Annotated in this window: 27 protein-coding genes; 11 read left to right on the top strand and 16 right to left on the bottom strand. The window is 62.7% G+C overall.

Translation table 11 applies throughout. The features are described from left to right. Positions 1-4: 4 nt before the first annotated feature. Both Q8R81_RS12665 and bchF read right to left on the bottom strand, forming a co-directional pair. On the bottom strand, positions 5-1315 hold the full coding sequence (locus tag Q8R81_RS12665) for a ferredoxin:protochlorophyllide reductase (ATP-dependent) subunit N (protein WP_305618353.1): 1311 nt from the start codon (positions 1313-1315) through the stop codon (positions 5-7). Further along, positions 1312-1839: a 2-vinyl bacteriochlorophyllide hydratase gene (gene bchF, locus Q8R81_RS12670; RefSeq protein WP_305618406.1), complete on the bottom strand. Its 528-nt coding sequence runs from the start codon at positions 1837-1839 to the stop codon at positions 1312-1314. Before bchF ends, Q8R81_RS12665 begins: the two co-directional genes overlap by 4 nt. A 411-nt stretch (positions 1840-2250) precedes the next feature. On the opposite strand from bchF, the gene Q8R81_RS12675 reads away from it, so the two are divergent. The 7 genes from Q8R81_RS12675 to Q8R81_RS12705 are packed head-to-tail and all read left to right on the top strand — an operon-like array spanning position 2251 to position 8580. After that, entirely contained in the window at positions 2251-2943 is a 693-nt protein-coding gene (locus Q8R81_RS12675; RefSeq protein WP_305618355.1) for a B12-binding domain-containing protein, read from the top strand. Positions 2944-2955: 12 nt separating this feature from the next. Continuing rightward, entirely contained in the window at positions 2956-4377 is a 1422-nt protein-coding gene (gene ppsR, locus Q8R81_RS12680; RefSeq protein WP_305618357.1) for a transcriptional regulator PpsR, read from the top strand. 49 nt (positions 4378-4426) lie between these two features. Beyond that, a complete protein-coding gene (gene chlG, locus Q8R81_RS12685) occupies positions 4427-5329 on the top strand; it encodes a chlorophyll synthase ChlG (protein ID WP_305618358.1) in 903 nt (300 codons plus the stop codon). Next, positions 5329-6642, top strand: a complete 1314-nt coding sequence (locus tag Q8R81_RS12690) for a BCD family MFS transporter (RefSeq protein WP_305618360.1) — start codon at positions 5329-5331, stop codon at positions 6640-6642. Before chlG ends, Q8R81_RS12690 begins: the two co-directional genes overlap by 1 nt. Further along, the gene (locus Q8R81_RS12695) at positions 6639-7838 is read left to right on the top strand and encodes a geranylgeranyl diphosphate reductase (protein ID WP_305618363.1); all 1200 of its coding nucleotides are present in this window, start codon (positions 6639-6641) and stop codon (positions 7836-7838) included. Before Q8R81_RS12690 ends, Q8R81_RS12695 begins: the two co-directional genes overlap by 4 nt. After that, the gene (locus Q8R81_RS12700) at positions 7835-8317 is read left to right on the top strand and encodes a TspO/MBR family protein (RefSeq protein ID WP_305618365.1); all 483 of its coding nucleotides are present in this window, start codon (positions 7835-7837) and stop codon (positions 8315-8317) included. Before Q8R81_RS12695 ends, Q8R81_RS12700 begins: the two co-directional genes overlap by 4 nt. Positions 8318-8328: 11 nt before the next feature. After that, positions 8329-8580, top strand: coding sequence for a hypothetical protein (locus Q8R81_RS12705; RefSeq protein WP_305618367.1), 252 nt, complete (start codon positions 8329-8331; stop codon positions 8578-8580). 79 nt (positions 8581-8659) lie between these two features. Here the strand turns inward: Q8R81_RS12705 and pufC are convergent, their stop codons facing one another. From pufC to Q8R81_RS12755, 10 genes are all read right to left on the bottom strand, one after another. Further along, complete coding sequence (gene pufC, locus Q8R81_RS12710) at positions 8660-9736, bottom strand: photosynthetic reaction center cytochrome PufC (RefSeq protein ID WP_305618369.1); 1077 nt, start codon at positions 9734-9736, stop codon at positions 8660-8662. Next, a complete protein-coding gene (gene pufM / locus Q8R81_RS12715; protein ID WP_305618371.1) occupies positions 9733-10707 on the bottom strand; it encodes a photosynthetic reaction center subunit M in 975 nt (324 codons plus the stop codon). Before pufM ends, pufC begins: the two co-directional genes overlap by 4 nt. Before the next feature lie 14 nt (positions 10708-10721). Beyond that, positions 10722-11546, bottom strand: coding sequence for a photosynthetic reaction center subunit L (gene pufL, locus Q8R81_RS12720; protein ID WP_305618373.1), 825 nt, complete (start codon positions 11544-11546; stop codon positions 10722-10724). 104 nt (positions 11547-11650) lie between these two features. Then, positions 11651-11833: a light-harvesting antenna LH1, alpha subunit gene (gene pufA / locus Q8R81_RS12725; RefSeq protein ID WP_305618375.1), complete on the bottom strand. Its 183-nt coding sequence runs from the start codon at positions 11831-11833 to the stop codon at positions 11651-11653. A gap of 65 nt (positions 11834-11898) precedes the next feature. Beyond that, positions 11899-12054: a light-harvesting antenna LH1, beta subunit gene (gene pufB / locus Q8R81_RS12730; protein ID WP_082013438.1), complete on the bottom strand. Its 156-nt coding sequence runs from the start codon at positions 12052-12054 to the stop codon at positions 11899-11901. Positions 12055-12220: 166 nt separating this feature from the next. Continuing rightward, the gene (gene bchZ / locus Q8R81_RS12735; protein WP_305618378.1) at positions 12221-13666 is read right to left on the bottom strand and encodes a chlorophyllide a reductase subunit Z; all 1446 of its coding nucleotides are present in this window, start codon (positions 13664-13666) and stop codon (positions 12221-12223) included. Further along, positions 13663-15204 (bottom strand): chlorophyllide a reductase subunit Y, encoded by a 1542-nt coding sequence (bchY, locus tag Q8R81_RS12740; RefSeq protein ID WP_305618379.1) that lies wholly within the window; start codon positions 15202-15204, stop codon positions 13663-13665. Before bchY ends, bchZ begins: the two co-directional genes overlap by 4 nt. 24 nt (positions 15205-15228) lie before the next feature. After that, positions 15229-16230 (bottom strand): chlorophyllide a reductase iron protein subunit X, encoded by a 1002-nt coding sequence (locus Q8R81_RS12745; RefSeq protein ID WP_305618381.1) that lies wholly within the window; start codon positions 16228-16230, stop codon positions 15229-15231. Continuing rightward, on the bottom strand, positions 16227-17192 hold the full coding sequence (gene bchC / locus Q8R81_RS12750) for a chlorophyll synthesis pathway protein BchC (RefSeq protein ID WP_305618383.1): 966 nt from the start codon (positions 17190-17192) through the stop codon (positions 16227-16229). The genes Q8R81_RS12745 and bchC overlap by 4 nt, the downstream gene beginning before the upstream one ends. Before the next feature lie 118 nt (positions 17193-17310). Next, positions 17311-18363, bottom strand: coding sequence for a methyltransferase (locus tag Q8R81_RS12755; protein WP_305618385.1), 1053 nt, complete (start codon positions 18361-18363; stop codon positions 17311-17313). 150 nt (positions 18364-18513) lie between these two features. Here Q8R81_RS12755 and crtD point away from each other — a divergent pair, with 150 nt between their 5' ends. The 4 genes from crtD to Q8R81_RS12775 all read left to right on the top strand — a co-directional run bounded on the left by crtD (position 18514) and on the right by Q8R81_RS12775 (position 21516). Then, positions 18514-20073 carry a 1-hydroxycarotenoid 3,4-desaturase CrtD gene (gene crtD / locus Q8R81_RS12760; protein ID WP_305618387.1) on the top strand — a complete coding sequence of 520 codons (1560 nt, stop codon included), beginning with the start codon at positions 18514-18516 and terminating at the stop codon, positions 20071-20073. Between the two features lie 119 nt (positions 20074-20192). Then, complete coding sequence (locus Q8R81_RS12765; RefSeq protein ID WP_305618389.1) at positions 20193-20912, top strand: hydroxyneurosporene dehydrogenase; 720 nt, start codon at positions 20193-20195, stop codon at positions 20910-20912. A gap of 53 nt (positions 20913-20965) precedes the next feature. Next, a complete protein-coding gene (locus Q8R81_RS12770) occupies positions 20966-21223 on the top strand; it encodes a type II toxin-antitoxin system ParD family antitoxin (RefSeq protein ID WP_305618391.1) in 258 nt (85 codons plus the stop codon). Further along, positions 21220-21516 (top strand): type II toxin-antitoxin system RelE/ParE family toxin, encoded by a 297-nt coding sequence (locus Q8R81_RS12775; RefSeq protein ID WP_305618393.1) that lies wholly within the window; start codon positions 21220-21222, stop codon positions 21514-21516. Before Q8R81_RS12770 ends, Q8R81_RS12775 begins: the two co-directional genes overlap by 4 nt. Position 21517: 1 nt before the next feature. On the opposite strand, the gene Q8R81_RS12780 is transcribed toward Q8R81_RS12775, so the two are convergent. The 4 genes from Q8R81_RS12780 to Q8R81_RS12795 all read right to left on the bottom strand — a co-directional run. Next, the gene (locus tag Q8R81_RS12780; RefSeq protein WP_305618395.1) at positions 21518-21670 is read right to left on the bottom strand and encodes a hypothetical protein; all 153 of its coding nucleotides are present in this window, start codon (positions 21668-21670) and stop codon (positions 21518-21520) included. Beyond that, positions 21667-22563 (bottom strand): alpha/beta fold hydrolase BchO, encoded by an 897-nt coding sequence (gene bchO / locus Q8R81_RS12785; RefSeq protein ID WP_305618397.1) that lies wholly within the window; start codon positions 22561-22563, stop codon positions 21667-21669. The genes Q8R81_RS12780 and bchO overlap by 4 nt, the downstream gene beginning before the upstream one ends. Continuing rightward, a complete protein-coding gene (locus Q8R81_RS12790; protein ID WP_305618399.1) occupies positions 22560-24248 on the bottom strand; it encodes a magnesium chelatase subunit D in 1689 nt (562 codons plus the stop codon). The genes bchO and Q8R81_RS12790 overlap by 4 nt, the downstream gene beginning before the upstream one ends. Continuing rightward, positions 24245-24871 (bottom strand): ATP-binding protein (locus tag Q8R81_RS12795; RefSeq protein WP_371135366.1); only part of this gene is annotated, 627 nt, incomplete at its 5' end. The genes Q8R81_RS12795 and Q8R81_RS12790, both read right to left, overlap by 4 nt.

Raw genomic sequence — 24871 nt, forward strand, 5'->3', positions numbered from 1 at the left:
CGTCCTATACCCTCAACACGTCGCGCCGACGGAGCGGGCGAGCAAAAAGTTCGGCGAGATCACCCGCCTGTTCGAAACCGTGGATGGGCGAGAACACCAGTTCGATCGCCCATTTGGTGGAAAGCCCTTCGGCCTCCAGTGGATTGGCAAGGCCAAGGCCGCATACAGTCAGGTCGGGCCGGTCAAACCGGACGCGATCAAGCTGGAGATCAACGTCCTGCCCTTCGCTAAGCCGTGTGCCCTGTGGCAGAAGCGCCAGTTCGCGCGCGTTGAGTTCGCGGTTGAGATAGGGCGTGCCCACTTCGACCGGGATCATGCCAAGTTCGGTGGCAAGGAAGCGCGCGAGCGGCAGTTCCAGCTGCGAATCCGGCAGGAAGGTGATGCGCTTGCCTTCAAGCCGTTCGCGGCGATGGGCGATGGCGCGCTTTGCCCGCTCGCGGCCCGGGGCAACGACGCGGTTGAAGTGCATGGGGTCCACGCCGAACGCATCGGCTGCCGCGCGCAGCCAGTCAGTCGTGCCTTCTGCGCCGAACGGGAACAGCGCGTCGAGCCGCGTGGCCCCTCGCCGTTGCAGCGCGCCGGTCGTCTCGGTCAGGAACGGCTGGGCCAGCAGGAAGCGGGTGTTCGGGCCGACGGGCGGCAGATCGGCCATGCGGCGGGTTGGCAGATAGCCTACATTGGAAATGCCGATTTCTGCAAACAACCGACCGAACTGGTCTTCGACGATATCGGGAAGCGCGCCAACCACCAGCAGGTTTGCAGCATCGCTGGCACTGGCAGCGGGCATTTCGGGGACGATGGCGGTAAGGCAGGCGTCCTCGCCCTCGGTAAAGGTCGTCTCGATCCCGCTGCCTGAATAGTTGAGGATACGGGTGGAGGGCGAGAACTTCACGTCTAGGCGCTGGGCGGCCTTGCCAAGGTCCAGCTTGATCACTTCTGACGGGCAGGAGCCGACGAGGAAGAGTGTGCGGATTTCTGGGCGGCGCGTGAGCAGACGGTCAACGATGCGGTCAAGTTCGTCCTGGCAATCGGCCATCCCGGCAAGGTCACGCTCTTCGATGATCGCAGTGGCAAAGCGCGGTTCCGCAAAGATCATCACGCCTGCCGCTGACTGCAGCAGATGTGCGCAGGTGCGCGAACCGACTACGAGGAAGAAGGCGTCCTGCATCTTGCGGTGCAGCCATATGATGCCGGTCAGGCCGCAGAACACCTCACGCTGGCCGCGCTCTCTGATGACACCGGCCCGCAGCACTTCGGGCTGGCGGGAAGGGGCGCATCCGGCTTCGGGAGCGGTCAGAGTGATCTCGCCGATCATGCGCCCGCTCCTTCGCGTTCGGCCTGAAGGCGGGCGGCGCGAAGCTTCAGCAAGAACTGCGTGGCGTTGACAACGTAGGCAAGATAGCCGGCAAGCGCGATCTGCATGCGCTGTTCAAAGCTGCCGAAGTTGCCGAACAGCATCACGAGATAGGCAGTGTGCAGCGCCAGGACGAGCATCGAGAAGACGTCTTCCCAGAAGAACGCCCGGGCGAAGAGCCACTTACCGAAAACGACCTTCTCCCAGATCGAGCCGGTGACCATGATCGCATAGAGCGTGATAGTCTTGATTACGACCGAGACATCGGCAGCAAAGCCGCCGTCCCCGGTGCTCAGGCTGCGCAGCACAAGCGCGAGGCTGACAAGAAAGACGAGGAACTGAAAGGGGGCGAGCAGGCCCTGGACCAATGTCCAGCGCGTCGAGTCGCGGCGTAACCGCTCGTCCGGCGTGTAGAGCGCTGCGGACGCTGTATGCCTGCCGATCGCTTGATCGGTGGCTTCAAAATGGATTGCGTCCCCTCGCATAATTCGGCCGATCACCTTTGCCGTTGAAGCTTGAAGACTACGCCTCACTTTGCAGGAGTGTCAATCTATCTTGACGACAAATAAAAATGACAGATGGGGGTTTGTCAGCAACAATTTACAGGAGTAGGGTTATGTTCCCGAACAGAGTCGCAAGGTAAAACGCGACGGTGCGGAAGGGTGTATTTTCGCCCCAACAGGCCGGAGGGGTCTGAGATGGCTACTGTTTACGGAGCAGGTTCGTCCCGAAGGCCGGTTCGCGGCGCACGCCCACAACGTGGCGCTGTTCGGCCCGCTGCTTCTGCCCGAGAAGGGCCACGAGCTGGACCGAATTCTGTAAACAGCCTGATCCAAGACCAGATTATCCCACGCCTTCTGCTGGCACATTCCCATTCGCTGCCGCGCGGTCGCGCTTTGGGCGTTCTGTCGGTTGACCCCGCTGATGCGGCAAAATTTGCATCGCTGCCTTTGGAGCTGGAAGCCGATGAACTGCTCGATGTAGTCGAAGCATTCATTGATCGCGGCGTTTCGGTGGAGTCGGTCTTCGTTGACCTGCTCGCCGCATCGGCAAGGCGGCTTGGGCAGCATTGGGAAGAGGATGAGTGCGATTTCCTCGACGTGACAATGGGTTTGTGGCGTCTGCAAGAGGTGATGCGCCAAGTAGCGCTGCGACATCCTCCGCTTCTACAAGGTGGTGAGGGCGGTCGATCCGCGCTGTTTTCGCCGCTGCCCGGGGATGAGCATGTGCTCGGCACTCTGATGATCGAAGAAGTGTTTGCGCGTGCAGGTTGGCAAACGGAAGCGCTGATTAGTCCTAAGCGTAAGGAATTGCTGCAAATTATAGCAGAAAAGCACTACAATCTGATAGGCTTGACCATAAGTTGTGATTGTCCTAACGCGATTTTGGCTGACCTAATTTCTGCCATTCGCAGCGTTTCTCGCGCGCCCAAGGTTCAGGTATTGATCGGTGGATACATGGTGAATGCCAATCCCGGAATTGTTGAAGCGGTTGGTGCCGATGGCACTGCTGTCGACGCGTGTTCCGTTTTGGCGCTAGCAGAGAAGCTGGTCATGGAGTCTGGCCGTCTCCACCTGCCTCTTTTGTAGCCGGATCAGGTAATGTCAGGCCGCAAGAACAGTATCGAGGGGAAGATCCCCTTCGGCAGCCCGGAGCGTCATTTTGAAGCTCTGGGCACTAACGCTGCGGCCAAGCTGGCAATGGTCGCCGGTGATATTGCGCTGATCATAGACGACGCTGGCAAGATCATCGATTTGACGGCAAATCCTCAGGAATTTCCTGAGGCAAGCCTGTGGATCGGCCGTGACTGGCTTGATACCGTCACAATCGAAAGCAAGCCCAAAATCATGGAAATGCTGGCGAGTGCCCGCAAGGGCGTGACCCAGCATTGGCGTCAGGTAAATCAGATCACTGCCGATGGCGAAGTGCCGGTGCGCTTCGTTGTGGTCAGCATCGGCCCGGGCGCAGGCAGTATCGCTTTTGGGCGCGACATGCGCGATGCGGCGGCGCTTCAGCAGCGTGTCCTTCAGGCGCAGCAATCGCTCGAACGCGATTATCTGCGCCTGCGTCAGCTTGAAGCGCGTTATCGCATGCTGTTCGAACAGACGGACGAACCTGTTCTAATCATAGACGCAGACACGTTCCGCATCCGCGAGGCCAATCACGCCGCGCACGTACTGTTCCGCGTGCGCGTAGGCACTCTGCAGGGCGGCAAGCTTACCGGACTGTTTTCCAAACCGACCCGCGAAAGCCTCATTGCCTATCTCGGTTCGGCGCTTGTCAGCAACTCGCTGCAGCCGGTTGCGGCGGAGCCGGGTGATGGGTGCGGCCCTGTAATGCTGTCGGCCAGCGGCTTCCGCGAACGTGGCGGGCAATACCTGCTCATCCGCATTTCCAGCATGACCGGCGGTTCAGAGCAGTCTTCAGGTGCGACTCTGCGGGTTATCGAAGCCATGCCTGATGCTTTTGTCCTGACCGACGAACGCATGCAGATCCAGACCGCGAACGCCGCGTTTGTCGAACTGGTTTCGGCTGCCAGTGTCGACCAGTTGCGAGACCGGCCGCTGGGCGATTTTCTCGGGCGCCCCGGCATCGATCTCGATTTGATCGACGGTCAGCTGACCAAGCACGATATCGCTCGCAACGTTGCCACCGTTGTTGGTGCAACTGACGGTTTCGAAGGGGAGCCGGTGGAACTTTCTGCCGTGCGCACGTCGGGAGAACATCCGTTCTACGGTTTCGTGATCCGCCCGATCGGCCGCCGCTTGCGCGATCTTCCAGTCTCGACTGATGCACCACGATCGGTTGAGCAGCTAACCGAACTGGTCGGCCGCATGTCTCTGCGCGATATAGTGCGCGAGTCGACTGACCTGATCGAGCGGCTGTGCATCGAGGCTGCTCTCGAATATACCTCGAACAATCGCGCCTCAGCTGCGGAAATCCTCGGCCTCAGCCGCCAGAGCCTTTACTCCAAGCTTCACCGCTATGGACTCGGCAATATGGCTGACAGTGTTGACACATAAACTGTCAATTTGATTTGACGCTTGTGCTTGGTCGGCATAGTCTCTGGGCATGGCGCGATCAGCAGTATCGACGGGTAATAGACCGCTTCCGGCACCTCGTGATGTCCTGGAACTTCTGAAGCCAATCACGTGGTTCCCGCCGATGTGGGCGCTGCTCTGCGGTGTCGTATCATCGGGTGTTGCGCCGTTATCCCGATGGACGTTTCTGCTTGCCGGAATTGCGCTGACTGGGCCGCTGGTCTGCGGCACAAGCCAAGCAGTGAATGACTGGTTTGATCGGCATGTCGATGCGATCAACGAGCCGAACCGCCCTATTCCTTCAGGCAGGATCGCTGGCCGTTGGGGCCTCTACATTGCCATTGGCTGGACAATCCTCTCGGTCGGCATCGCCGCGTTGACGGGTAAGTGGGTGTTGTTTGCAACCCTGTTCGGCCTTGTCTGTGCATGGGCCTATAGCGCGCCGCCGTTCCGCCTGAAGACGAGCGGCTGGGTCGGCCCTGCGGTAGTTGCGCTGACGTATGAGGGGTTGAGCTGGTTCACCGGCGCAGCGGTTATGGCAGGCGCACTGCCTTCGCTGCATATTCTCATCATTCTGCTGCTCTACAGCGTTGGTGCGCATGGCATCATGACGCTGAACGATTTCAAGGCAGTCGAAGGTGATCGCGCCACTGGCCTGCGCTCGCTTCCCGTGGTGCTGGGCGAGCGGCCCGCCGCACTGCTGGCCAGCATCGTAATGGCGGTGCCTCAGATTGTCGTGATTTTGCTGATGGTGGTGTGGGGGCACACGGTTTCGGCGATTGCCGTCGGCGTTGTGCTGGCCGTGCAACTTGCCCTGATGCCCCGGTTGGTCTCGGCACCGGCGAAGAACGCCCCTTGGTACAATGCCACCGGCGTCTCGCTCTATGTGCTCGGCATGATGGCGGCTGCGCTCGGACTTGGAGGATATGTGTGATGCAAGGCAGTTTCGGATGGTGGTCGATCGTCCGGCTCGGCGCAGTGCAGGCTTCGATTGGCGCGATGGTCATGCTTGCCACCTCGCTGCTCAACCGGGTGATGGTGCTCGAATACGGCCTCGCTGCCGGAATCCCGGCAGGTCTCGTGGCGTGGCACTATGCGGTGCAACTCTCGCGTCCGGTTTGGGGGCATGGTTCGGACATGGGCCGCCGCCGCACGCCGTGGGTGCTGGTTGGCATGGCGATGCTCGGGCTTGGTGCCCTCACAGCGGTTCATTCCACGACCATGCTGGATGAAGCGCGCGGCACCGGCATAGCGCTTTCCATTGTGGCTTTCACGCTGATCGGCGCGGGCGTGGGGGCTGCGGGAACCTCGATGCTGGCGATCCTCGCATCGGGTGTTGCACCAGAACGGCGCGCTGCTGCCGCTGCAACAACGTGGATCATGATGGTGTGCGGCATCGTCATTTCCGCCGGAACCGCAGGCGCACTGCTTGATCCGTTCAGTGAGGAGCGCCTGTTCAATGTCGCCAGCGGCGTGGTGGCGGTTGCCGTGCTGGTAACTTGCGCTGCCATGTTCCGGTTGGAAGACAAGGTCGGCGTGATCGCGCGTGATGCCGGCGGCGACGCGCCAGCGGGCTTTGCCGATGCGCTGCGCGAAATCTATCACGAACCCGAAGCGCGCCGCTTCACCCTGTTCATCTTCGTTTCCATGCTTGCCTATTCCATGCAGGATTTGATCCTTGAACCGTTTGCCGGGCTGGTTTTCGGCATGACGCCGGGGCAGTCGACCAGTCTCTCTGGCTTGCAGCATGGCGGCGTTTTGATCGGCATGATCGTGACCGGGATTGGCGGCAGCGCTTTTGCTGGGCGCATGCCGGTGGAATTGCGGGTGTGGACCATGCTCGGGTGCCTCGGCTCTGCCGCTGCGCTCATCGGATTGGCGATGGCTGCGGCGTTCGGCGCTGGCTGGCCGATTGCAGCGAACGTCGCGGCACTTGGCTTCTTCAACGGTGCATTTGCCGTTTCTGCCATCGGTTCCATGATGGGGCTGGCAGGCGCAGGTAAGCGGACGCGCGAAGGCGTGCGGATGGGCGTCTGGGGCACTGCGCAGGCTATCGCTTTTGGGCTTGGTGGACTTGCAGGCGCTCTTGGCGTTGATGCCGTGCGCGGGCTGACCGGGCAGGTGGGCACCGCGTTCCAACTGATTTTCGCAGTCGAGGCGGGGCTGTTCCTGCTCTCGGCCATGCTGGCGATGCGCGTGGCGACACGCAGGGCACCGGCCATCGCTTTGGGAGTGGCAGGGATATGAGCGCGATCAGCCAGTTCGATGTCGTTGTTGTCGGTGGCGGCCCTTGCGGGGCGACCACGGCGTGGGATCTTGCCCGCAGCGGCCATAGCGTGCTGCTGCTGGACCGGGCAGGGCGGATAAAGCCCTGCGGAGGCGCTGTCCCGCCGCGCCTGCTTGAGGAATTCGACGTGCCACAATCGTTGCTGGTGGCGCGTGCGCGCTCTGCCCGCATGGTCGCGCCATCGAACCGCGCGGTGGACATGCCGGTGGGGGAAATCGGCTTTGTCGGCATGGTTGATCGCGAAGTCTTTGACGAATGGCTGCGCGCCCGTGCCGAAGCAGCTGGGGCTGTGCGCCGCACCGGCACTTATGAAAGCATCGAGCGTGATGGCGGTGACGGCGCAATCGTCTGCTACAGCCAGAGCCGGGGCGGTGAAATCGGCAAAGTCCGCGCGCGGCTGGTGATCGGCGCGGATGGCGCACGCTCTGGCATCGCGCGTGAGAACATTCCGGGGGCCGAACGCAACCCTTGCGTTTTCGCCTATCACGAAGTCGTCCGCTCGCCCCAATCAACGCCTCAGGGGTTCGATGGGGCGCGTTGTGACGTGCTGTATCAGGGCCGCCTCTCGCCCGATTTCTATGCGTGGGTTTTCCCCCACGGCGATACTTCCAGCATCGGTGTGGGGAGCGCGAACAAGGGCTTTTCACTGCGCGGATCGGTGAAGACCCTGCGCGAGGATCTGGGGCTGCAAGGCTGTGAGACAATCCGCCGTGAAGGCGCGCCAATCCCGCTCAAGCCGTTGAAACGCTGGGATAATGGGCGTGACGTGCTGGTTGCCGGCGATGCGGCAGGCGTGGTCGCCCCGGCATCGGGTGAAGGTATCTACTATGCGATGGCCTGCGGACGCGTTGCGGCGCAGACTGCTCAGGCTTTTCTTGCATCAGGCAATCCTGCTGTGCTGAAGCGCGCGCGCAAGGACTTCCTCAAGGCGCATGGCCGCGTCTTCTGGATACTCGGCGTGATGCAGTACTTCTGGTATTCCAGCGACAAGCGGCGCGAACGCTTTGTAGAGATGTGCGCAGACCGTGATGTGCAGCAACTGACCTGGCAAGCCTATATGAACAAGAAGCTGGTCCGCGCCAATCCGATGGCGCACGTGCGCATCTTCCTGAAGGATTGCGCGCATCTGCTGGGCCTGCGGCCTGTCGTGCAATGACCCGCGCGGCATTTGTTCCGATTGGCATTGCCTCGCTGGCAGCTTTCGGGGTGGCGATGCTGGGGGGGACGATTACCGATCTCGGGCCGTGGTATGAATCGCTGGCAAAGCCCGATTTTACTCCGCCGCGCCCAGTATTCCCTATCGCATGGACGACGATCTTTGCGCTCGCGGCCATTGCTGGCGTTTCAGCGTGGCGCGCGGCGAAAGACTCGCGCACATCGGACACGTTGATCGGCCTCTTTGCGCTCAACGGCTTTCTCAATCTGCTGTGGAGCCTGCTGTTCTTCCGCATGCAGCGGCCCGACTGGGCGTTCTACGAACTGATCCTGCTCTGGCTCTCGATCGCGGCGCTGATCATCTACTGCGGTCGCGTCTCACGCACGGCATCCCTGCTGCTCGTGCCTTACCTTGTATGGGTTACCGCTGCTGGTGCGCTCAACTGGGAAGTCGTCCGCCTAAACGCGCCGTTTGGTTGAACGGACCGGTGATGGAATCGCTTTTTGCCAGCGGGCATGCGGCCGACATCGTCCTTGCAGCTTTGCTGATTGAAGGCATTTGGCTGGCGTTGCGCGGGTGGCCGTTGCGCACATTGATGACCATGCTGCTCCCCGCTGCACTCATCGTGCTTGGCTTGCGTGCAGCGCTAGTTGGCGCGGCATGGCCGTGGATCTCGCTGCCGATTGCACTGTCGTTCCCCGTCCATCTGGCCGACGTCATTGCGCGTGCCCGCAAACGCTGAGCGCTGAACCTGCACAAAAAAGGGGTCCGTCGGGCCAAGCCAGACGAACCCCTTGAGGAACCCACATATTTGCGGGGGATCAGTGTGTCGCGGTGCTTACTGCCGCAGCGGCCGGAACTGCTGGTGCTGCTGGCACTGCCGCCGGGATAGAAGTTGGCGCGCCCCACAGTGCGGGATAGTCCTTGGCCATCTTGTACCCGCCCATCGGCTTTGCCTTACCCTGATGGCAGGTGGCGCAGCTGACTTTGAACGGATCGCCCATCGGTCCCTTGCGGTGCGCGGGGAAGGCATCCTTCAGCGGGCTGATATACTGGCCGTTCACATCGCGGACCATGCGCAACCCGTACCACGCCGTCGCGCGCTGTGGCGTGCTGATGTTCCACGGTTTGAACGCCTGCGCGTTGTGGCAGTAGGTGCAATTGACGCCCAATGACTGCGAAAGGTGCATCATCAGCGCATATTGCGGCTCGGTTTCCATCGTCGTCAGCTTGTTGGCTGCCGTGGGATGCATGCCATCGGAAACCACGCGGATGCTCTTGTCGCTTTTCGCATCGCCGCTCAGGTAAATTGCCAGCGAAGCGTTGGGCAGGGACGAATAGGCCGTTGCCGCAATCGGCGCGTTTTGCCCGTGCAGATTGCCGATGATCCCCTTCTTGCCGGGCTCCGGCAAAGCCCAGTAATTGGCGGGGATGGCATTGCCACGGTGGCAGGTCCAGCAAGTGACGCCGGTGGTGCCGACGTGCTTGTCCCAGTTGGTGTTTATGTTGCGCGTCATCTGCAACATCTTGCGCGCCACAACCTTGGTATAGACCTCGTCCGAGGCCATGTTTTCAGGGTTGTGGCAGTAGTTGCAGCCCTGTTCAGGCGCGACCCACGCGGTGATCGCGGCCATCGTGTAGGTGAACTGCTCTTCCGAGACGTCCCCCAGCACCTGCACGTTCTGATAGGCTGCACCTGCGCGCGGACCTTCGGTCGATGGCGGGTCATAGGGCGGGGCGGGAACCTCGTCCTTGGCCAGGGCCACCTTTTTCAAGGTGACCGTGTCCATCCCCGTCCCGCGATGCCCGTTCTGAACCGATTGCTTTGGCCCCAGCTCGCACCCTGTCAGGGTGAGAGCAGCGGTCGCCAATGCGGCGATTGCGATTGTCCTTTTCATTGGGCCGAACTCCCCAGCGTGGCGGGATCGATGACCCCTGTATCGGGATAGAGCGCGGCATAACCATGCTGCTGCGCCCACAGATACCAGTTGTCGACCACGGTGCCCGTCAGCAGGATGCCTATGCCGCCCGTAAGCGTCGTCAGCACCGCGAACCACCACGCCCAGCGATGGATCGATTCCATCGTGGCGTTAAAGCCCATCGTCCAGCGCCAGAACAGTGCTGCGCGTTCAGACGCCGTGCCGCGATCAGTGATCTGTTCGATCTCGCGCTCACCACCGTAACGGCCCACCGCCAGAATGGTCGCCCCGTGCATCGCAAAGAGCAGGGTTGAGCCATAGAGGAAGGCAATCGAGAACGCGTGGAACGGGTTGTAGAACAGGTTCCCGTAACGGATCGAGAAGGCTGCCGTCCAATCGAGGTGCGGGAAGATGCCGAAGGGCACCGCCTCTGACCACGAACCCATGAACAGCGGACGGATGAAGCCGAGTGTGAGGTAGAGCCAGATCGCCGAGGCAAAGGCCCAAGCCACGTGCGTTCCCATCCCCAGCGCGCGGGCGCGGGTGTAGGTGCGCACCCACCACAGCAGGATCGAGGTCGTTAGGCAGAACCCGGCCATGATCCACCAGCCACCCTCGGCTAGCGGGACGAAGGGGGTGAAGCCATACTTGGGCGCAGGCGGCTCAAGCGAAAGCCAAGGCAGCATCCGCACGAACTGGATCGGGTCCCAATTGACCGAGGCGAGCATGTTCAGCCCGATGATCTCGATTGCAAAGAACCCGAAGATCAGCGCGAACACGCCGGTCCAGCCCAGATAGATCGGACCGAGCTGCGCATTGCCGATCAGGCCGATGAGGTAGCTGAAGGAACCCTTCCCAATGCGCGGCTCGCTGCCGGGGGGAAGGGCGATCCCTGCCTCGGGCTCGCCCCGAAGCTGGACCTGGGTGAAAATGTTCTGATAGGTCGCCATCGCTCAGTGCTCCTTCACGACCAGATCGGCAGGTTAAGCCACCAGGTCCACCATTCGGGCCAGCCCTTGGTCCACAGCGGCCCGCTGATCACGATGCACACCGCGCTCCAGAACCCTGCGTTCATTGCCAGCAGCAGACCCACGCGGTGGATACCGAGCGTGCCGACCGAATAGCCGATCAGGTCGCGGAAGAAGGTGTCCTCGTATTCCGGTGACTTCACTTCGCCGCCTTCGGGCGGGTTCACCGCCGAAAGCACCAGCGCGCCATGCAATGCCAGCGCCAGCGCGGTCGTAAAGAAGAACGAGACCGCCAGCATGTGCGCCGGATTGTAGTGGAAGTGCAGGTACTGATACCCTGTATTGGAAACCCAGTCGAGGTGGCTGAATATCCCGTAGGGGAACCCGAAGTGCCATCCGCCCAGCAGAACGGGGCGGATCACCACCAGTGTGAAATACGCGAAGATCGCCATGCCGAAGGCTGCCGGCACATGGTATCCCATGCCCAGCTTGCGGCATATTTCCACTTCGCGCATCGCCCAGCTGGTGAATGATATGAGCGCGCAGACTGTGATGACCTGCCAGAACCCGCCCTGGGCAAGCGGCGCAAAGCCGAGGCCGTATTTCAGGTCAGGCGGTTCAATCGATATCAGCCACGGGTTCCATGTCGGTCCCTGTGAGGCTGCGTAGAAGATGAGTGCAGTGCCTAGCGATGCAAAGATCGCGGTCACCACACCAAAGAAACCGACGTAGAACGGACCCACCCAGAAATCGAACAGGTCGCCGCCGATCAACGTGCCACCGCGAACGCGGTATTTTCGTTCGAAACTAAGGAGTGCCATGATTCTACCCCTCCCCGTCGCGGCGCGACGGGATCTGTTTGTTTATTTTTCGAAGCCACCGGAGGCGGCGACGGGGACGCCGCCGCCTCTCGCACAGGCGTTTTTCAGGGTGCCGCTGGCGCCGCTGCTGCCTGTTTCATGCCCTGCGCCGAGTTCGGACCGTCGAGCCAGTTGAAGGTATCGGTGCTGAGCAGGATGAAGTGAATCACCAGCGCAAGCACGAAAAGGAACGCGAACAGCGCGACAAGCGCCCTGCGCGGATCGAAAATAAGCCAGACTCTCCACATGGTGTATATCCTTGTGCAAGTTGAAAAAATCCCGCCTCAGGCAAGCCTGCCAGCGGAACGGAATGTCAGAGCCAGGGCTTCCACATCCAGACGAGAACGTGAGCGACCACCGCAACGGCGGTGAAGCCGACGAAGCTGCTCATGAACAGTTTGTGGAATTCCTTAGCTTCCTCAGGGGTGAGGTAGGTCCTCAGCCCGAAGCGATCGTCATGATCACTCATAGCCCAATCTCCAGTCGTTGTTGGTGTGCGAGAGGCGGAAGACCTCTTTCGGTATCCACGCGGGAACGCCCCGCAAGGATGGCTTGGCGCGGTGCCGCAGATGCAGCCCCCGTGCGATCAGTGTGAGCGCATCCGGGTCTTGCGCTGAGGAATAGGGGGAGGCGGATCATGCGACCTGCACCTCCAGAAGGGCATCGGCCAGCCTGTCAGCCGATACGCGCGTTTCGCCGGAGCGGCGTGCCGCACGTTCCGCTGCATCGCGCAGACGCTTGGCGGCAGAGATGCGCACCAGTACCGGTTGTGCTTCGACTACTTCGTCGAGCCGGGCCTTGGCGTCTTCGTCCCATGCCAATTCGCGGTGATCGCGCGCGGGGGTTGCCTCCACCGCGTCAAGCTGGGTCGACAAGGGTATGATGTTGAACAGCGCATCGAACAGCGCGTTGCACACTTCCTGCACCAGATAGGTCGCGCCGGAATACCCCATGAAGGGCGTGCCGATGTGCCGCCGGATTGCAGCGCCGGGGAAACTGGCTGGAATGTAGATCGACCGCCCGCCGCGCTCGGCACTGTACATCCGCTCATTGTAGCTGCCGAACAGCACCAGCGGCGGATTGGCGTGGATCGCCGCGCGCACGTCCTCGTTCTTCGGCTTCACCCCGGCACTGCGTGAGAACGCGAAGTTGCAGGGCAGGCCCATGTCATCTTCAAGGAACTTGCGGATACCCCGCGCATAAGTTTCGTTCGCCACGATGCCAAAGCTGGCCGTGGCAAAGAAATCCTGCGTCACCGAACGCCACAGATCCCACAATGGCTTGATCGTGGTGTGCTTTTCGCGCGTGATGAACGGTTCCGGGTCCAGCCCGAGTTCAGCGGCCAGAACGCGCAGGAACCGCGTGGTGCTGTCCAGCCCGATGGGAGCCTGAAAATAGGGTCGCTCCATCAACTCGCAAAGATTGCGGCCGAATTCGCGGTACATGCACACGTTCGCCTGGGCATCGGCCAGCTTGCGCACATCAGCCAGATGGCTGCCCAGCGGGAACACCATGTTCACTTCGGCACCGATGCCTTCGATCAGCCGCCGGATCTCATGGACGTCACTCGCCATGTTGAACATGCCGTAGCTGGGGCCAAGGATATTGACCTTGGGCTTCTCGCCCTCCTTCACCGGCTTGACCGCAGGCACGGTCTTCGGCCCGAATTCGGACCACAGCCAGCTCATCGCGCGGTCTGCCGATTGCCACTGATCTTCGTCGATGGTGCGCGGCAGGAAGCGCTTGATGTTGGTGCCCATCGGCGTCACCCCGCCGCCGATCATTTCGGAGATGGAGCCGGTCACGACTACTGCCGGAAGTTCTGGATCAAGCGTCTTCCATGCCCGCTTCATCGCCGCTTCGGTGCCAGTCTTGCCCAGCTCTTCTTCGCCCAGACCGGTAACGACGATAGGCAGTTCGTGCGGCGGTAATCCGTCGGTATAGTGCAGCACCGATGTCACCGGCAGGTTTTCGCACCCCACCGGACCATCAATGATCACCTGCAACCCCTTGATTGCAGTGAACACATAGACCGCGCCCCAATAGCCGCCAGCCCTGTCGTGATCGAGAACGAGCGTCATGATCCCACCGCCTCGGCGGCCTTGCGGGCTGCCTCGTTGAGCGCTGCATACTTCTTCTTGAACTGCGGCCGGTCCTGCGGCGTATCGGTCCAGATGCCGGCATTCGGCCCCGTGCCCACGTCTTCGAAGAACGCCGTCATCTTGTCGAAGCGCGCCTTGTTGGCCATCGCCGCGTTGACGACTTGCGCCAGGCTGCCAGCCCCTGCCACACCCATCAGCGGACGGGCAGAGATCAGGTTGGTGAAGTAGAGCGAAGGGATTGCCTTCTGCTTAGCGTGCTGCACCACCGGCGTCGTGCCGATGGCCAAATCGGGGCGGAATTCCTCGACCGCCGCAATGTCCTGCTCAAGACTGGCGCGGAAATTGACGCGGACGCCGCGTGCTTCCAACCATTCGCGGTCCGGGTCTGACCACTTTGTGCGCGGGCAGGCAGAGCCGACATAGGGCACATCAGCGCCGCTTTCGATCAGCAGGCGGGCCACCAGCAGTTCCGAGCCTTCATAGCCTGACACGGTGATCCGGCCTTTGATCGGATTTGCGGCCAGGGCCGCCTCGATCGCGGGCAGGAATTTGTCCTTGGCCGCATCAATCTTTGCGGGATCGACATTGCAGGCCGCTCCAATGGCGTCGAGCCACGCCGCTGTGCCATCGACTCCGACGGGAGCTGAACCCACCACTGTGCGGCCCGAATGTTCGAATTCGCGCACACTTGCGGTGTAGAAAGGATGAATCGCGGCGACGACCGCGCAATCGAGCGCGGCATAAAGCTCGCGCCATTCGCGTGTCGGGACGACCGGTCCGGCGGCAAGACCTAGCGGTTCCAGCATCATGCCGATACCTACAGGGTCAGCTGGGAACATTTCGCCCAGCAGCGTGACAGTCGGCTTGTCGGACCGGGTGGCAGGCGCGGCAACCGGGCCTTGCGCCACTTCTTCGCGGGCGTAGGCCAGCATGGCGCCAGCCAGCACGTCCTTGGCCTCGGCATGGGTCGGTATGCCAAATCCCGGCACATCGATGCCGATGATCCGCACACCATTGATCTGCTTTTTCAGCAGCCGCAGTGGAACGCCGCTCGCCGTGGGCACGCACAGGTTGGTGACAACGATCGCGTCATAATTCGCAGGGTCAGCCAGCCCTTCGACGGCTTCCTTGATGTCTTCGAACAGCTTGCCTGTAACCAGCGTTTCCGAACTGAATGGCACGTAACCCACCGTCCGCCGCGCGCCATAGAAGTGCGAAGTAAAGGTCAGCCCATAAACGCAGCAGGCCGAACCTGACAGCACCGTTGCCGTGCGCCGCATGCGCAAGCCAACTCGCAGCGAGCCAAACGCCGGGCACATGCTTTGCGGCTGGTCATGCGGGCCAACCGGATAGTCGGCGGAATAACGGTCCAGCAGTTCAGAGCCTTGCGCCTTGTTGGTGGCTTCGCGCAGCACATCTGCCCCGGCATGGCATCCGCCACCTTCGACCGGAGGATCGAGCGCTATCCTGTCGGGCTGGCGGACGAATTCCGCAATGTCAGGGGCAAGATCGCTCATGCAGCGCTGCTCCCGATCCGGGGTTCAGGCTTCATCATAAACCACCTCCAGCGATGGTTTCGTCTCAAAAGTTCCGCCGCGCATGTCAGCCTGGGTCGCCGGGACGAGTTTTACGTCGCCACCGGTGTCTTCGGGGGAGAAGAGGCCAAGCAGTCCATCCTGGTCGAGGGGCTTGGGCTGCCGCGGCGGTGCCGACGCGACATTGGAAGCCAGCTCTTCGAAAAGGCTGCTCCACTGCCCGCCGGGCTTTCCGATAATCTGGTAATTGGCCGATTTGCGGCGAATATCTTCGTCCGCCGGGATCGCGCAAAGCACAGGAATATCAACCGCATCTGCAAAGGCGCGCGCCTCTCCGGTGCCATCATCCTTGTTGATGATCATGCCGGCCACGCCAACATTGCCGCCCATCTTGCGGAAGTATTCCACCGCCTTGCAGACGTTGTTGGCAACGTAGAGCGATTGCAGGTCGTTTGACCCCACGACGATGACCTTCTGGCACATGTCGCGCGCAATCGGCAGGCCGAAGCCGCCGCAAACCACATCGCCCAGAAAGTCGAGCAGGACGTAGTCAAAGCCCCAGTCGTGGAAGCCCAGCTTCTCAAGCAGCTCGAAACCGTGGATGATCCCGCGTCCGCCGCATCCGCGACCGACTTCGGGGCCGCCCAATTCCATCGCGAACACGCCGTCACGCTGGAAGCACACATCCTCGATGCGCACTTCCTCGCCCGCCAGCTTCTTGGCCGATGATGTCTCGATGATTGTCGGGGTGGCCTTGCCGGAAAACAGCAGGCTGGTGGTATCGGACTTGGGGTCGCAGCCGATCAGCAACACGCGCTTGCCCTGTTGGGCCATCATGTAGCTGAGGTTGGCCAGCGCGAAGCTCTTGCCCGAACCACCCTTGCCATAGATGGCGATGATCTGTGTTTCCTTGCGCACTTCCCCTGTGTGGGGCGCATCGGGTTCGATCATCGCTTCATCGCGAAGAGCCTGATCCAGTTGCGCAAGTTCGTGTTCCAGCATCGTCATGCGCATTCGCTCCAGTCGAGGACCATCTTCAGACAGTCAGCATCGAGAAAGGCTTCGGGATAGGCTTCGGGTGCATCGGCGGCAGAGCGCTGATGGGTGACAAGGCCCGACAGATCGAGCGCGCCGCATTCCGTCAGCGCGCGCGTTGTGGCCAGATCGTCAGGCCCCCACTCGGCAGCCACGCGGAAGCGTGCTTCGGCGCGGAAAGCTGGGGCAAAGGCAAAGCTGGGCCTGTTGGCATAGAAGCCCGCCAGCACGATTTCGCCGCGATGGCACAGGCGCGGGACCAGCATGTCCAGGCAATCGGCATCGCCGCTCGCGTCATAGATGTTGGCGTAATCCCGGCGGTCGTCATCCTTGGGGGCAATGACGCTGTACCCCTGCGCGCCTGTGCGGCGGGCGGGCTTCATTTCCCAAACGACCGGCGGCGGGGCACCTGCCGCAATGGTCATCCGTGCCAGGAGACGGCCCAGTGTGCCGTGACCGACGATAAGGTCGGGCGGATCGCCGCCGTTCATGGCGTGCAGCGCGGTTGCGGCCAGCGCATAGAGCACACTGTCCCGGCCAAGCGATTCGTCGACCGTATGCGCGCGCGCCGATGGCACAATCACGCGTTGTGCGGTTCCGCCAAACAAGCCGCGTGCATCGCGGTAGCAAGTGGCTCCCGGCACGAAGACCCAGTCACCGATGCGTTCTCCGGCGTCAGCCCCGGCATCAACTACGCGGCCAACAGATTCGTAACCCGGAACCAGCGGATAACCCATGCCGGGGAAATTGGGCATTTCGCCGCTCCACAGCAGCTTTTCGGTGCCAGCGCTCACGCCGCTCCACTGAATATCGACGAGCACGTCCGATGGGCCGAGGAGTCCTTCTCCTGCATCCGGCGCGGTGCTTCCGGTCAGGACAAGCCTGCGAAGCGCGATCCGCCTCGGTGCTTCCAGTATGACCGCCAGCGATTCCATGCCGGTCTTCCCCTCTGGGGCCTTGCGCCCTGTCTCAGTATCCGGGTGGGACCTGTCAGACGCTGTTCACCATACGCCTGTCGAGAAAAGTGTCAAACAGATTGGACGGTATTTATTGTCAATCAAACAAGACGGCCATGCTCGCAATAACTGGCATTGCCGTCCGCCGCCGCTGAAACCCCGAAAATCCAGCAGCCAACCCCATCTCCCGGTATTCTTCCGGCGTTCGCGGGCGGCCGGCGTTCATCGCCCAAAGATACATGCCGAAGTATGCGTCCCCCATCGCCTTGGCTCCGCGAATGCCGGCCATCGGTTCGGCGATCACCAATTTTCCGCCGGGGGGGAGGGCGAGTCGTGCCGCCTGGAGGATTTTCAGCGCGGCGGAGTCGTCGTGATCGTGGAGGATGCGGACGAGGGTTATGCAGTCGTAGCCTTCGGGGAGGGGGGTGGCGAAGAAATCGCCGTGATGGCGGGCGATTCGCGGGTTGAGGTTTGCTCCGGCAAGGACGGGGGGGAGGTCGAAGACTCCGAGTTCCAGCGCGGGGCAGGCTTCGGCTACTGCGCTCACGAATGCGCCGTGGCCGCCGCCCATGTCGAGCAGGCGGCGGTGGCGGGCGAAGGGGTAGGCGGCAAGTGCCTCGCGCGCGACCATCGCCTGGGAACTGGCCATGAGTTGGGAATAGGCGGTGGCAGTTTTTCCATCTGTTTCAGTATTGTAGTGCCAGAATTTCGAGAGCGCCGTAGGTTCGCGGCGATCCTGCTGCAGCAACGCTAACGGGTCTGCCAGATCGGCGTAGAGCAGGGGGTGGTGCTGCACCATCGCCAGCGCGCCGGGGTTCGAAAGCAATGCTGCGCCTTGCTGGCCGAGCATCCAGCAGCCGGGCGAGACTTCTTCGGCAAGGTCCAGCGCGGCAGCGGCCCGGGCGAGTCGCGTGGCGGCATTGATGCTCAGCCCGGTCGATTCCGCTATGCCTTCAGCGCCAATCGGACCGCGATCGAGCAGTTCCAATAGCCCGGTCTGAACAGCACCTAGAAGCACCTGCGAGTAACAGAACCCTGCGACAAGATCGAATGCACGGCCCGCACGTGCGCGTGAAACACCCGCAAAAATGGGCAGTCGAGCTGCCCAATGCTGGAACTTTACACTGCCCAAAATCCGGTTGCGGAGCATGATCCACCGCCTCCGCCATTCAGGGGGATCCTGCGCCGGGAGCGCCGCTTTTGAGGGTGTGACGTCAAGCATGTGTCCAAAGTGTTGGACATTTACTATGTAAAGGTCAAATGTATTCCCTTGGGGGCATTTCCTCCGGGAGAGAAAGCCTTGGCATCGCGCGTGGCGATCATCGGCGCAGGAATAGGCGGGCTGGCATCGGCGGCGCTGCTGGCGGCGCGCGGGTGCGATGTGACCGTGATCGAAAAGGCCGCGCATCCCGGCGGCAAGGCACGACAACTGATCGTCGACGGCACCTCAGTAGATGCCGGACCCACCGTGTTCACTTTGCGCGACGTGTTCGAGGCGATCTTCGCCGAATGCGGCGCGGACCTTTCGGATTTTGTCAGCGTCCACCGCGCCGGGGTGATTGCCCGGCACGCTTGGGATGCCGACAAGCAACTCGATCTCCACGCCGATCCGCAGGCAAGCGAGGACGCCATCGGCCAGTTTGCGGGGGCTGCGGCCGCCGCCGGTTTCCGCGCCTTCCGCGCCGAGGCCGCACGCATTCACGGCATTCTGGACCAGTCGATGATGCGCGGGAGCAAGGTTTCGTGGCCCCTGCCGCTGATGTGGCGGATCGGGCTGTGGCGCATGGGTGATCTGCTGGCGATCCGGCCCTATGAATCGATGTGGAAGGTGCTGGGCGAGCATTTTGCCGACCAGCGTTTGCGCCAGCTATTCGCGCGCTATTCCACCTATTGCGGATCGTCCCCGTTCGAAACGCCCGCCACGCTGATGCTGGTTGCGCATGTCGAATCGCAGGGCGTGTGGCTGATCGACGGCGGGATGAGCGCATTGGCGGGCGCATTGATGCGGCTGGCGCAGATGCACGGTGCGAAGTTCCGCTTCGGTACGGGTGCGGCGCTGATCGAGGCTGCGCAAGGCCGGGCGTCGGGCGTGATCCTGAGCACGGGTGAGCGGATTGCCGCCGATGCGGTGGTGGCCAACGCCGATCCCGAAGCGCTGGCGGCAGGCCGCTTTGGCCCGCTGGGCGCGATGGCCGTTCCGTCACACGGGCCGCGCAAGCGCTCGCTTTCGGCGATGGTGTGGTTGGCACACACGCGCACGTCCGGATTCCCCTTGCAGCGCCATAACGTGCTGTTCTCGCCCGATTATGCCCGAGAGTTCACGGATATCCGTGGCGGCACGCCGCCTGCCGATCCCAGCGTCTATGTCTGTGCGCAGGACCGTGAGGGCGGGGCAGGTGTGCCTGAAGGGCAGCGTGAGCGGCTCCAGATCATCGTCAACGCCCCCGCCAATGGCGACATTCACACTTATACCGATGAGGAGAAGGCGCAATGCACTCTGGCCATGAAGCGCAGCTTGCACAGGTGCGGACTGGAACTGGAAGCGGACTTCCCGCACACGCTGCTGACACCGAACGCCTTCGAGAGCTTTTTGCCTTCGACGGGCGGGGCGATCTATGGTCGGGCCTCGCACGGCTGGGCGGCGTCCTTCCTCCGGCAGGGAACCCGGACACGGATCCCTGGGCTTTACTGCGCGGGTGGAAGCACCCATCCGGGGGCCGGTGTCCCGATGGCCGCCTTGTCCGGGCGGCTGGCGACGCAGGCCGTGCTGCAAGACCTCGCTTCGATGCGCAAATTCCACCCGGTGGCTATGGCTGGTGGTATGTCGATGCGATCAGCGACTGCGGACGCCACGGGCTGACCATTATTGCCTTCATCGGCAGCGTATTTTCGCCCTATTACAAGAAGAGCGGCAGGCCCGACCCGCTTAATCACTGTGCGCTGAATGTCGCGCTTTATGGTCCCGGCGCGCGCTGGACGATGACCGAGCGGGGGCGCGGGCATGTGGCGCGCGATGCCGACAATCTGCAGATCGGGCCAAGCGAGGTGCGCTGGACCGGCGATGCGCTGGAAATCGACATCGAGGAAATGGACAAGCGCGTGGGCGTGCCGTGGCAGCGCCGCGTGGCGGGCAAAGTGCGCGTCTATCCCGAAGCGATGAACGACCGCGCCTTTGCGCTGGACCCGGAAGGGAAGCACCGCTGGCACTGCCTTGCCCCGCGCGCGCGGATCGAGGTGGCGATGGAGAAGCCCGGCGTGACATGGAAAGGCAGCGCCTATCTCGATTCCAACTTTGGTTCGGAGTCTTTGGAAGAAGGCTTCCGCGTGTGGCACTGGTCCCGCGCACACGGGCGCAGGGATTCAGTGGTCTGCTATGAAGGCATTCGCCGCAACGGTGACGCTTTCGCCAGCGCCTTGCGCTTTGGCCCTGATGGCGTCCCGCACGAAGAAGAGGCGCTGCCCCCGGTCGCGCCTTTGCCCAACACCTTATGGCAAATGGAGCGCAAGACCCGGGCCGATCGCGGCCATGCCAGCGTGATCCGCACATGGGAAGACGCGCCATTCTATGCCCGCTCCACGCTGGCTTCGCGCCTGTTTGGCGAACCGGTGGTTGCGGTGCAGGAAAGCCTGGATCTGGATCGGTTTGCCTCGCCGGTGGTGCAGTTCATGCTGCCTTATCGGATACCGAGGGTGGGGTGACCTTTATCAACTGTTGATAAAGTGGTATCTCCGTGGCGATAGGAGATCTGAGCATGATCAGCGCCGACCTTGGAAAAACGCTTGAAACGTTCGTGTCCAGCCTCGTCGAGGCTGGCCGCTACAATTCCAAGAGCGAAGTCCTGCGCGAAGGGGTGCGGTTGATACAGGACAGGGAAACCCGTCTGGCTGCGCTGGATGCGTCAATCGCGCGCGGTTTGGCCGATGCGGATGCCGGGCGCACAGTGCCGGTTGACGCGACATTCGACCGGCTTGAAGCCAAATATCGCGCCATGAGTGCCGCTGACGAATGATCGTCCACCTTTCGGTCGAGGCCGAACGTGATCTTGAGGCGATTGGCGATCATATTGCGCGCGACAATCCGCTGCGGGCGCTGACTTTCCTTCAGGAATTGCGTCTGAAATGTCTGGGTCTTGCCCAGATGCCCGACCGCTTTCCGCTCGTGCCACGTTATGAGGTGGCAGGCGTTCGACGCCGCGTCCACGGGGACTATCTGATCTTCTACCGGGTTGAGACGGACAAGGTGGTTGTCCTGCACATTCTGCACGGAGCGCAGCACTACAGTGCGATCCTGTTTCCGTCGTGAATTAGTCCTCGCCCCGCTTCCGCTCTTCTGCCGCCGCCTTGTCTTTCGCAATCTCGCGGTTGATCGAGCGGAGTTGCCAGAGGCCGAAGCCCAGTGCCACGGCGGCGAAGACGACAATTTCGATCCAGCCGAAGTTCTCACTGACAGCGCTCATGCTGGCTCTCCCGTCATTTGGCTCACTTTTTCTGCGGCGAACATGCGGATCAGGTTAGCGGCGCGATCGGGGCGTTCCTCGTGCGCGAGGTGGCCGAGGGTGGGCAGGACTTCCAACCGGCAATCGGGGATGAGTTTGGCCGCGCGCTCTACCGAGTTCAGGGGAACGGCGGTGTCTCCGCTGGAATGGACCAGCAGGACCGGGCTGGCAACTTGCGGCAGAAGGCGGCTCAGCGCTTCGAGATCCCAGCTGGCCATCATTTCCATCGCGCCGCCGCAGTGGCGGTGGTTGCTCATCAGGGCCTCGTAAGCCGCAATGCCCTTGGCGTCGATTTGCGAGCCTGTGGCGCGGGCGAGAAAGCGCCCGGTCTCGCCGGGGATGCGGGCAATTTTGGCGAGCATTCTTGGCACGAAGGGGTTCACGAACAGCATTTTTGCCAGTGATGGGAACAGCTTTGCAGCCAGACCGGGGAAGGGCATCAGCGCGGGGTTGAAGCCGACGACAGGTGTCGCAAGGCTTTGCGCATGGACCATCTGCAGCGCGATGGCCGCGCCGGCCGAATGTCCGGCGATCAGCGTTGGTTGGCTGTTCAGCGCGCGCAGCAGATCGGTGAGGGCGCTCGCCATCCCGTTCAGCGTGAGGCCCTGTTTCGGGCGGCCTTGGGTAAAGCCGTGGCCGGGCATATCGGGCGCGATCACGGTAAAGCCCTTTGACAGCAGCGGCAGGACATCGCGCCAACTGTGCGTGGCAGCGCCGGTGCCGTGGAGCAGGAGCACGACCGGGCCTTCGCCCGCGATCTGCACGTGCCATTTCAACCCCGGCGTTTCGATGAAACGGCTGGCGCTTCGATTGGGCCAGTTCCGGCCTTCCACGTCCCAGCGCGGGCCGCTCATGCGCGCTTCCTTTCTGGCTGCGTGGCAAGGGCGACTGCGGCATTCAGCGCCTTTGCATCGGCGAAGGGCAGGGGGAGGTAGCGCGCGCGCATGGCCTCGGCCACACGGGCAGCTTCGGGGCGCGGGCGCGGCGAAATGTCTATGACCACCGCATCGAGCCGTCCGGCGGCAATCGTGCGCGCAGCGGTGAGTGCATCAGCATTGGCCTGCGCGCGGCCGGGGGAGCCATCGGCGGCGATGTTTGCGCTGCCGTCTGTCAGGAATACCAGCATTGGCGTGCGCCCGCGTGCGGCGATGGCGTCAGCCAGTTGGCGGGCCAGCGCAATGCCGCTGGCGAGCGGAGTGCCGCCGCCGCCTGGCAGTTCTGACAACGCGCGCTTGGCGCGGGTGAGCGAGCGGGTGGGGGGCAGCAGCAGTTCTGCGCCAGTGCCGCGAAAGGCAAGCAGCGCAACCTCGGCACGCTTTACATAGGCTTGCGCCAGGATCAGTTCGACCGCACCTTTGGCTTCGGCAAGGCGCGACATTGCAGCGGAGCCTGAAGCATCCACGCAGAACAGCGTGACGGTGGTGGCACGCTCTTCAAAGCGGCGGACACGCAGATCGTCGCGGCGGAAGCGGATGGGGCCTGCGCCTTCGGGGGCAGGATCAAGGCGGCGCAAGGGCTGCCACGGGATGGCGGCGCGCAAGGTATCGACCAAGGCCATGCGCACGCCGCCGCCGGGCATGCCGGGGCGCGCGCCCAACGGTTTGCCGCGCATGGCAGAGCCGGTGCGGCGGCCTTGCCCTCCGCCGCGTGCGGAGCGCTGGGCGCGGCCCTTGGCGATCAGGTCCAGCACATCGGGCGGGATCATCGCGCGGGCTGCTTCGATCAGCAGGTCTTCGGGGATGTCGGGCGGGGTATCGTCCTCGTCGCTTTCGTTCTGCTCCTGCTCACGCTCAGGCTGTTCCGGTGCGGGCGGCGGAGGAGGCGGGGCTTCCGCCTCGGCAGGCAGTTGCGTGGCGCGCGGGGCGAGAATGAGGCGGGTGGCGGCTTCGAGATCAGCCATTTCGGCCAAGGCGCGTCCTGCCAGCGCGGCGTGGGTGCGTGCGGCGGCGGCGGCATGGAGCAATGGGCGCAGCGAGGTGACGCCAAGGGCTGTTGCGGTGGCAGCGAGGGCGGACATGTCTTCGCTGTCGAGCGTGGCGGGGGTGGCGGTTTCGGGCACAGGCAGGGGCGTTGCGAGATCGGCGGGGCGGACGGCGTTCAGGCTGAGGTCGAACGCCACGCGCTCCATCAGGGCAGGCGGGGGGCGGTCGTCTCCCTCCGCGCCATCGTCAAGCAGGATCAGCAGGAAAGCGCGTTCGTTGTCCATTGCTTGCGACACGCGGCCTGCAATGTCGATGCGCAGCCGTTCTGCCATCGGTATGATCAGCACGCCGCCTGAAACCTCGGCAAGCAGCCCGCGCTGCAATACCAACGTGCCACTGGCGAGGCTGGCGGCGATGTCGGTGCCGCCAGACAGGCGATCATCGTCGATATGGCCGGGGAGGCGGCGAAATGGCGTTTCGGAAGGAAGCAGGGCGCGCAAGGCTTCGATCACCATGTCGCGCGCCGGGCCTCCGCCGCGCAGGCACATGCCGCCAAGCGAAGGGTCTTGTGCCAGCAGGCGCGCTGCCAGCAGCGCATCTGCCAACTGGCCGGTCATACAAAATGTTCGGCGATGGTGCGTTCGATGCGGGCGGTCGATCCGCTTTCATCCAGCACGTCGCGGCGCAGACGGTGGCGCAGGGCCAGCGGCGCAATGTGTAGCAGGTGTTCGCGGCGCACCAGCTTTGCCCCTTTCAGCGCGGCATAGGCGCGGGCGGCGCGCATCAGCGTGAGTTCGCCGCGCAGGCCATCGACACCGATGGCGCTGCACAGGCGTGCAGCATCGACCAGCACATCGTCGGGCACGTCCATTTTGGCGAGCCGCTTCTGGCCGCGTGCGATTTGGTGAAGAACCTTGTCATCCTCTTCGGCCCAGTTGGCAGCAAACACGTTGGAATCGGCATCGTGGGCGGCGCAGCGGCGCATGATTTCAACGCGATCATCTATGGCGCGTGGCGTCCGAACCTCTACCGACAGGCCGAACCGGTCGAGCAATTGCGGGCGCAGTTCGCCCTCTTCAGGATTGCCGCTGCCGATCAGCACGAAACGCGCCTTGTGCCGCACGGAAAGGCCTTCGCGCTCCACCACATTCTCGCCAGATGCGGCAACATCAAGCAGCAGGTCGACCAGATGGTCCTCCAGCAGATTGATTTCGTCAATGTAGAGAAAACCCCGATGGGC

Origin of the sequence: Novosphingobium sp. (genome assembly GCF_030696665.1) — a bacterium.
In the GTDB taxonomy this organism is placed as follows: domain Bacteria; phylum Pseudomonadota; class Alphaproteobacteria; order Sphingomonadales; family Sphingomonadaceae; genus Novosphingobium.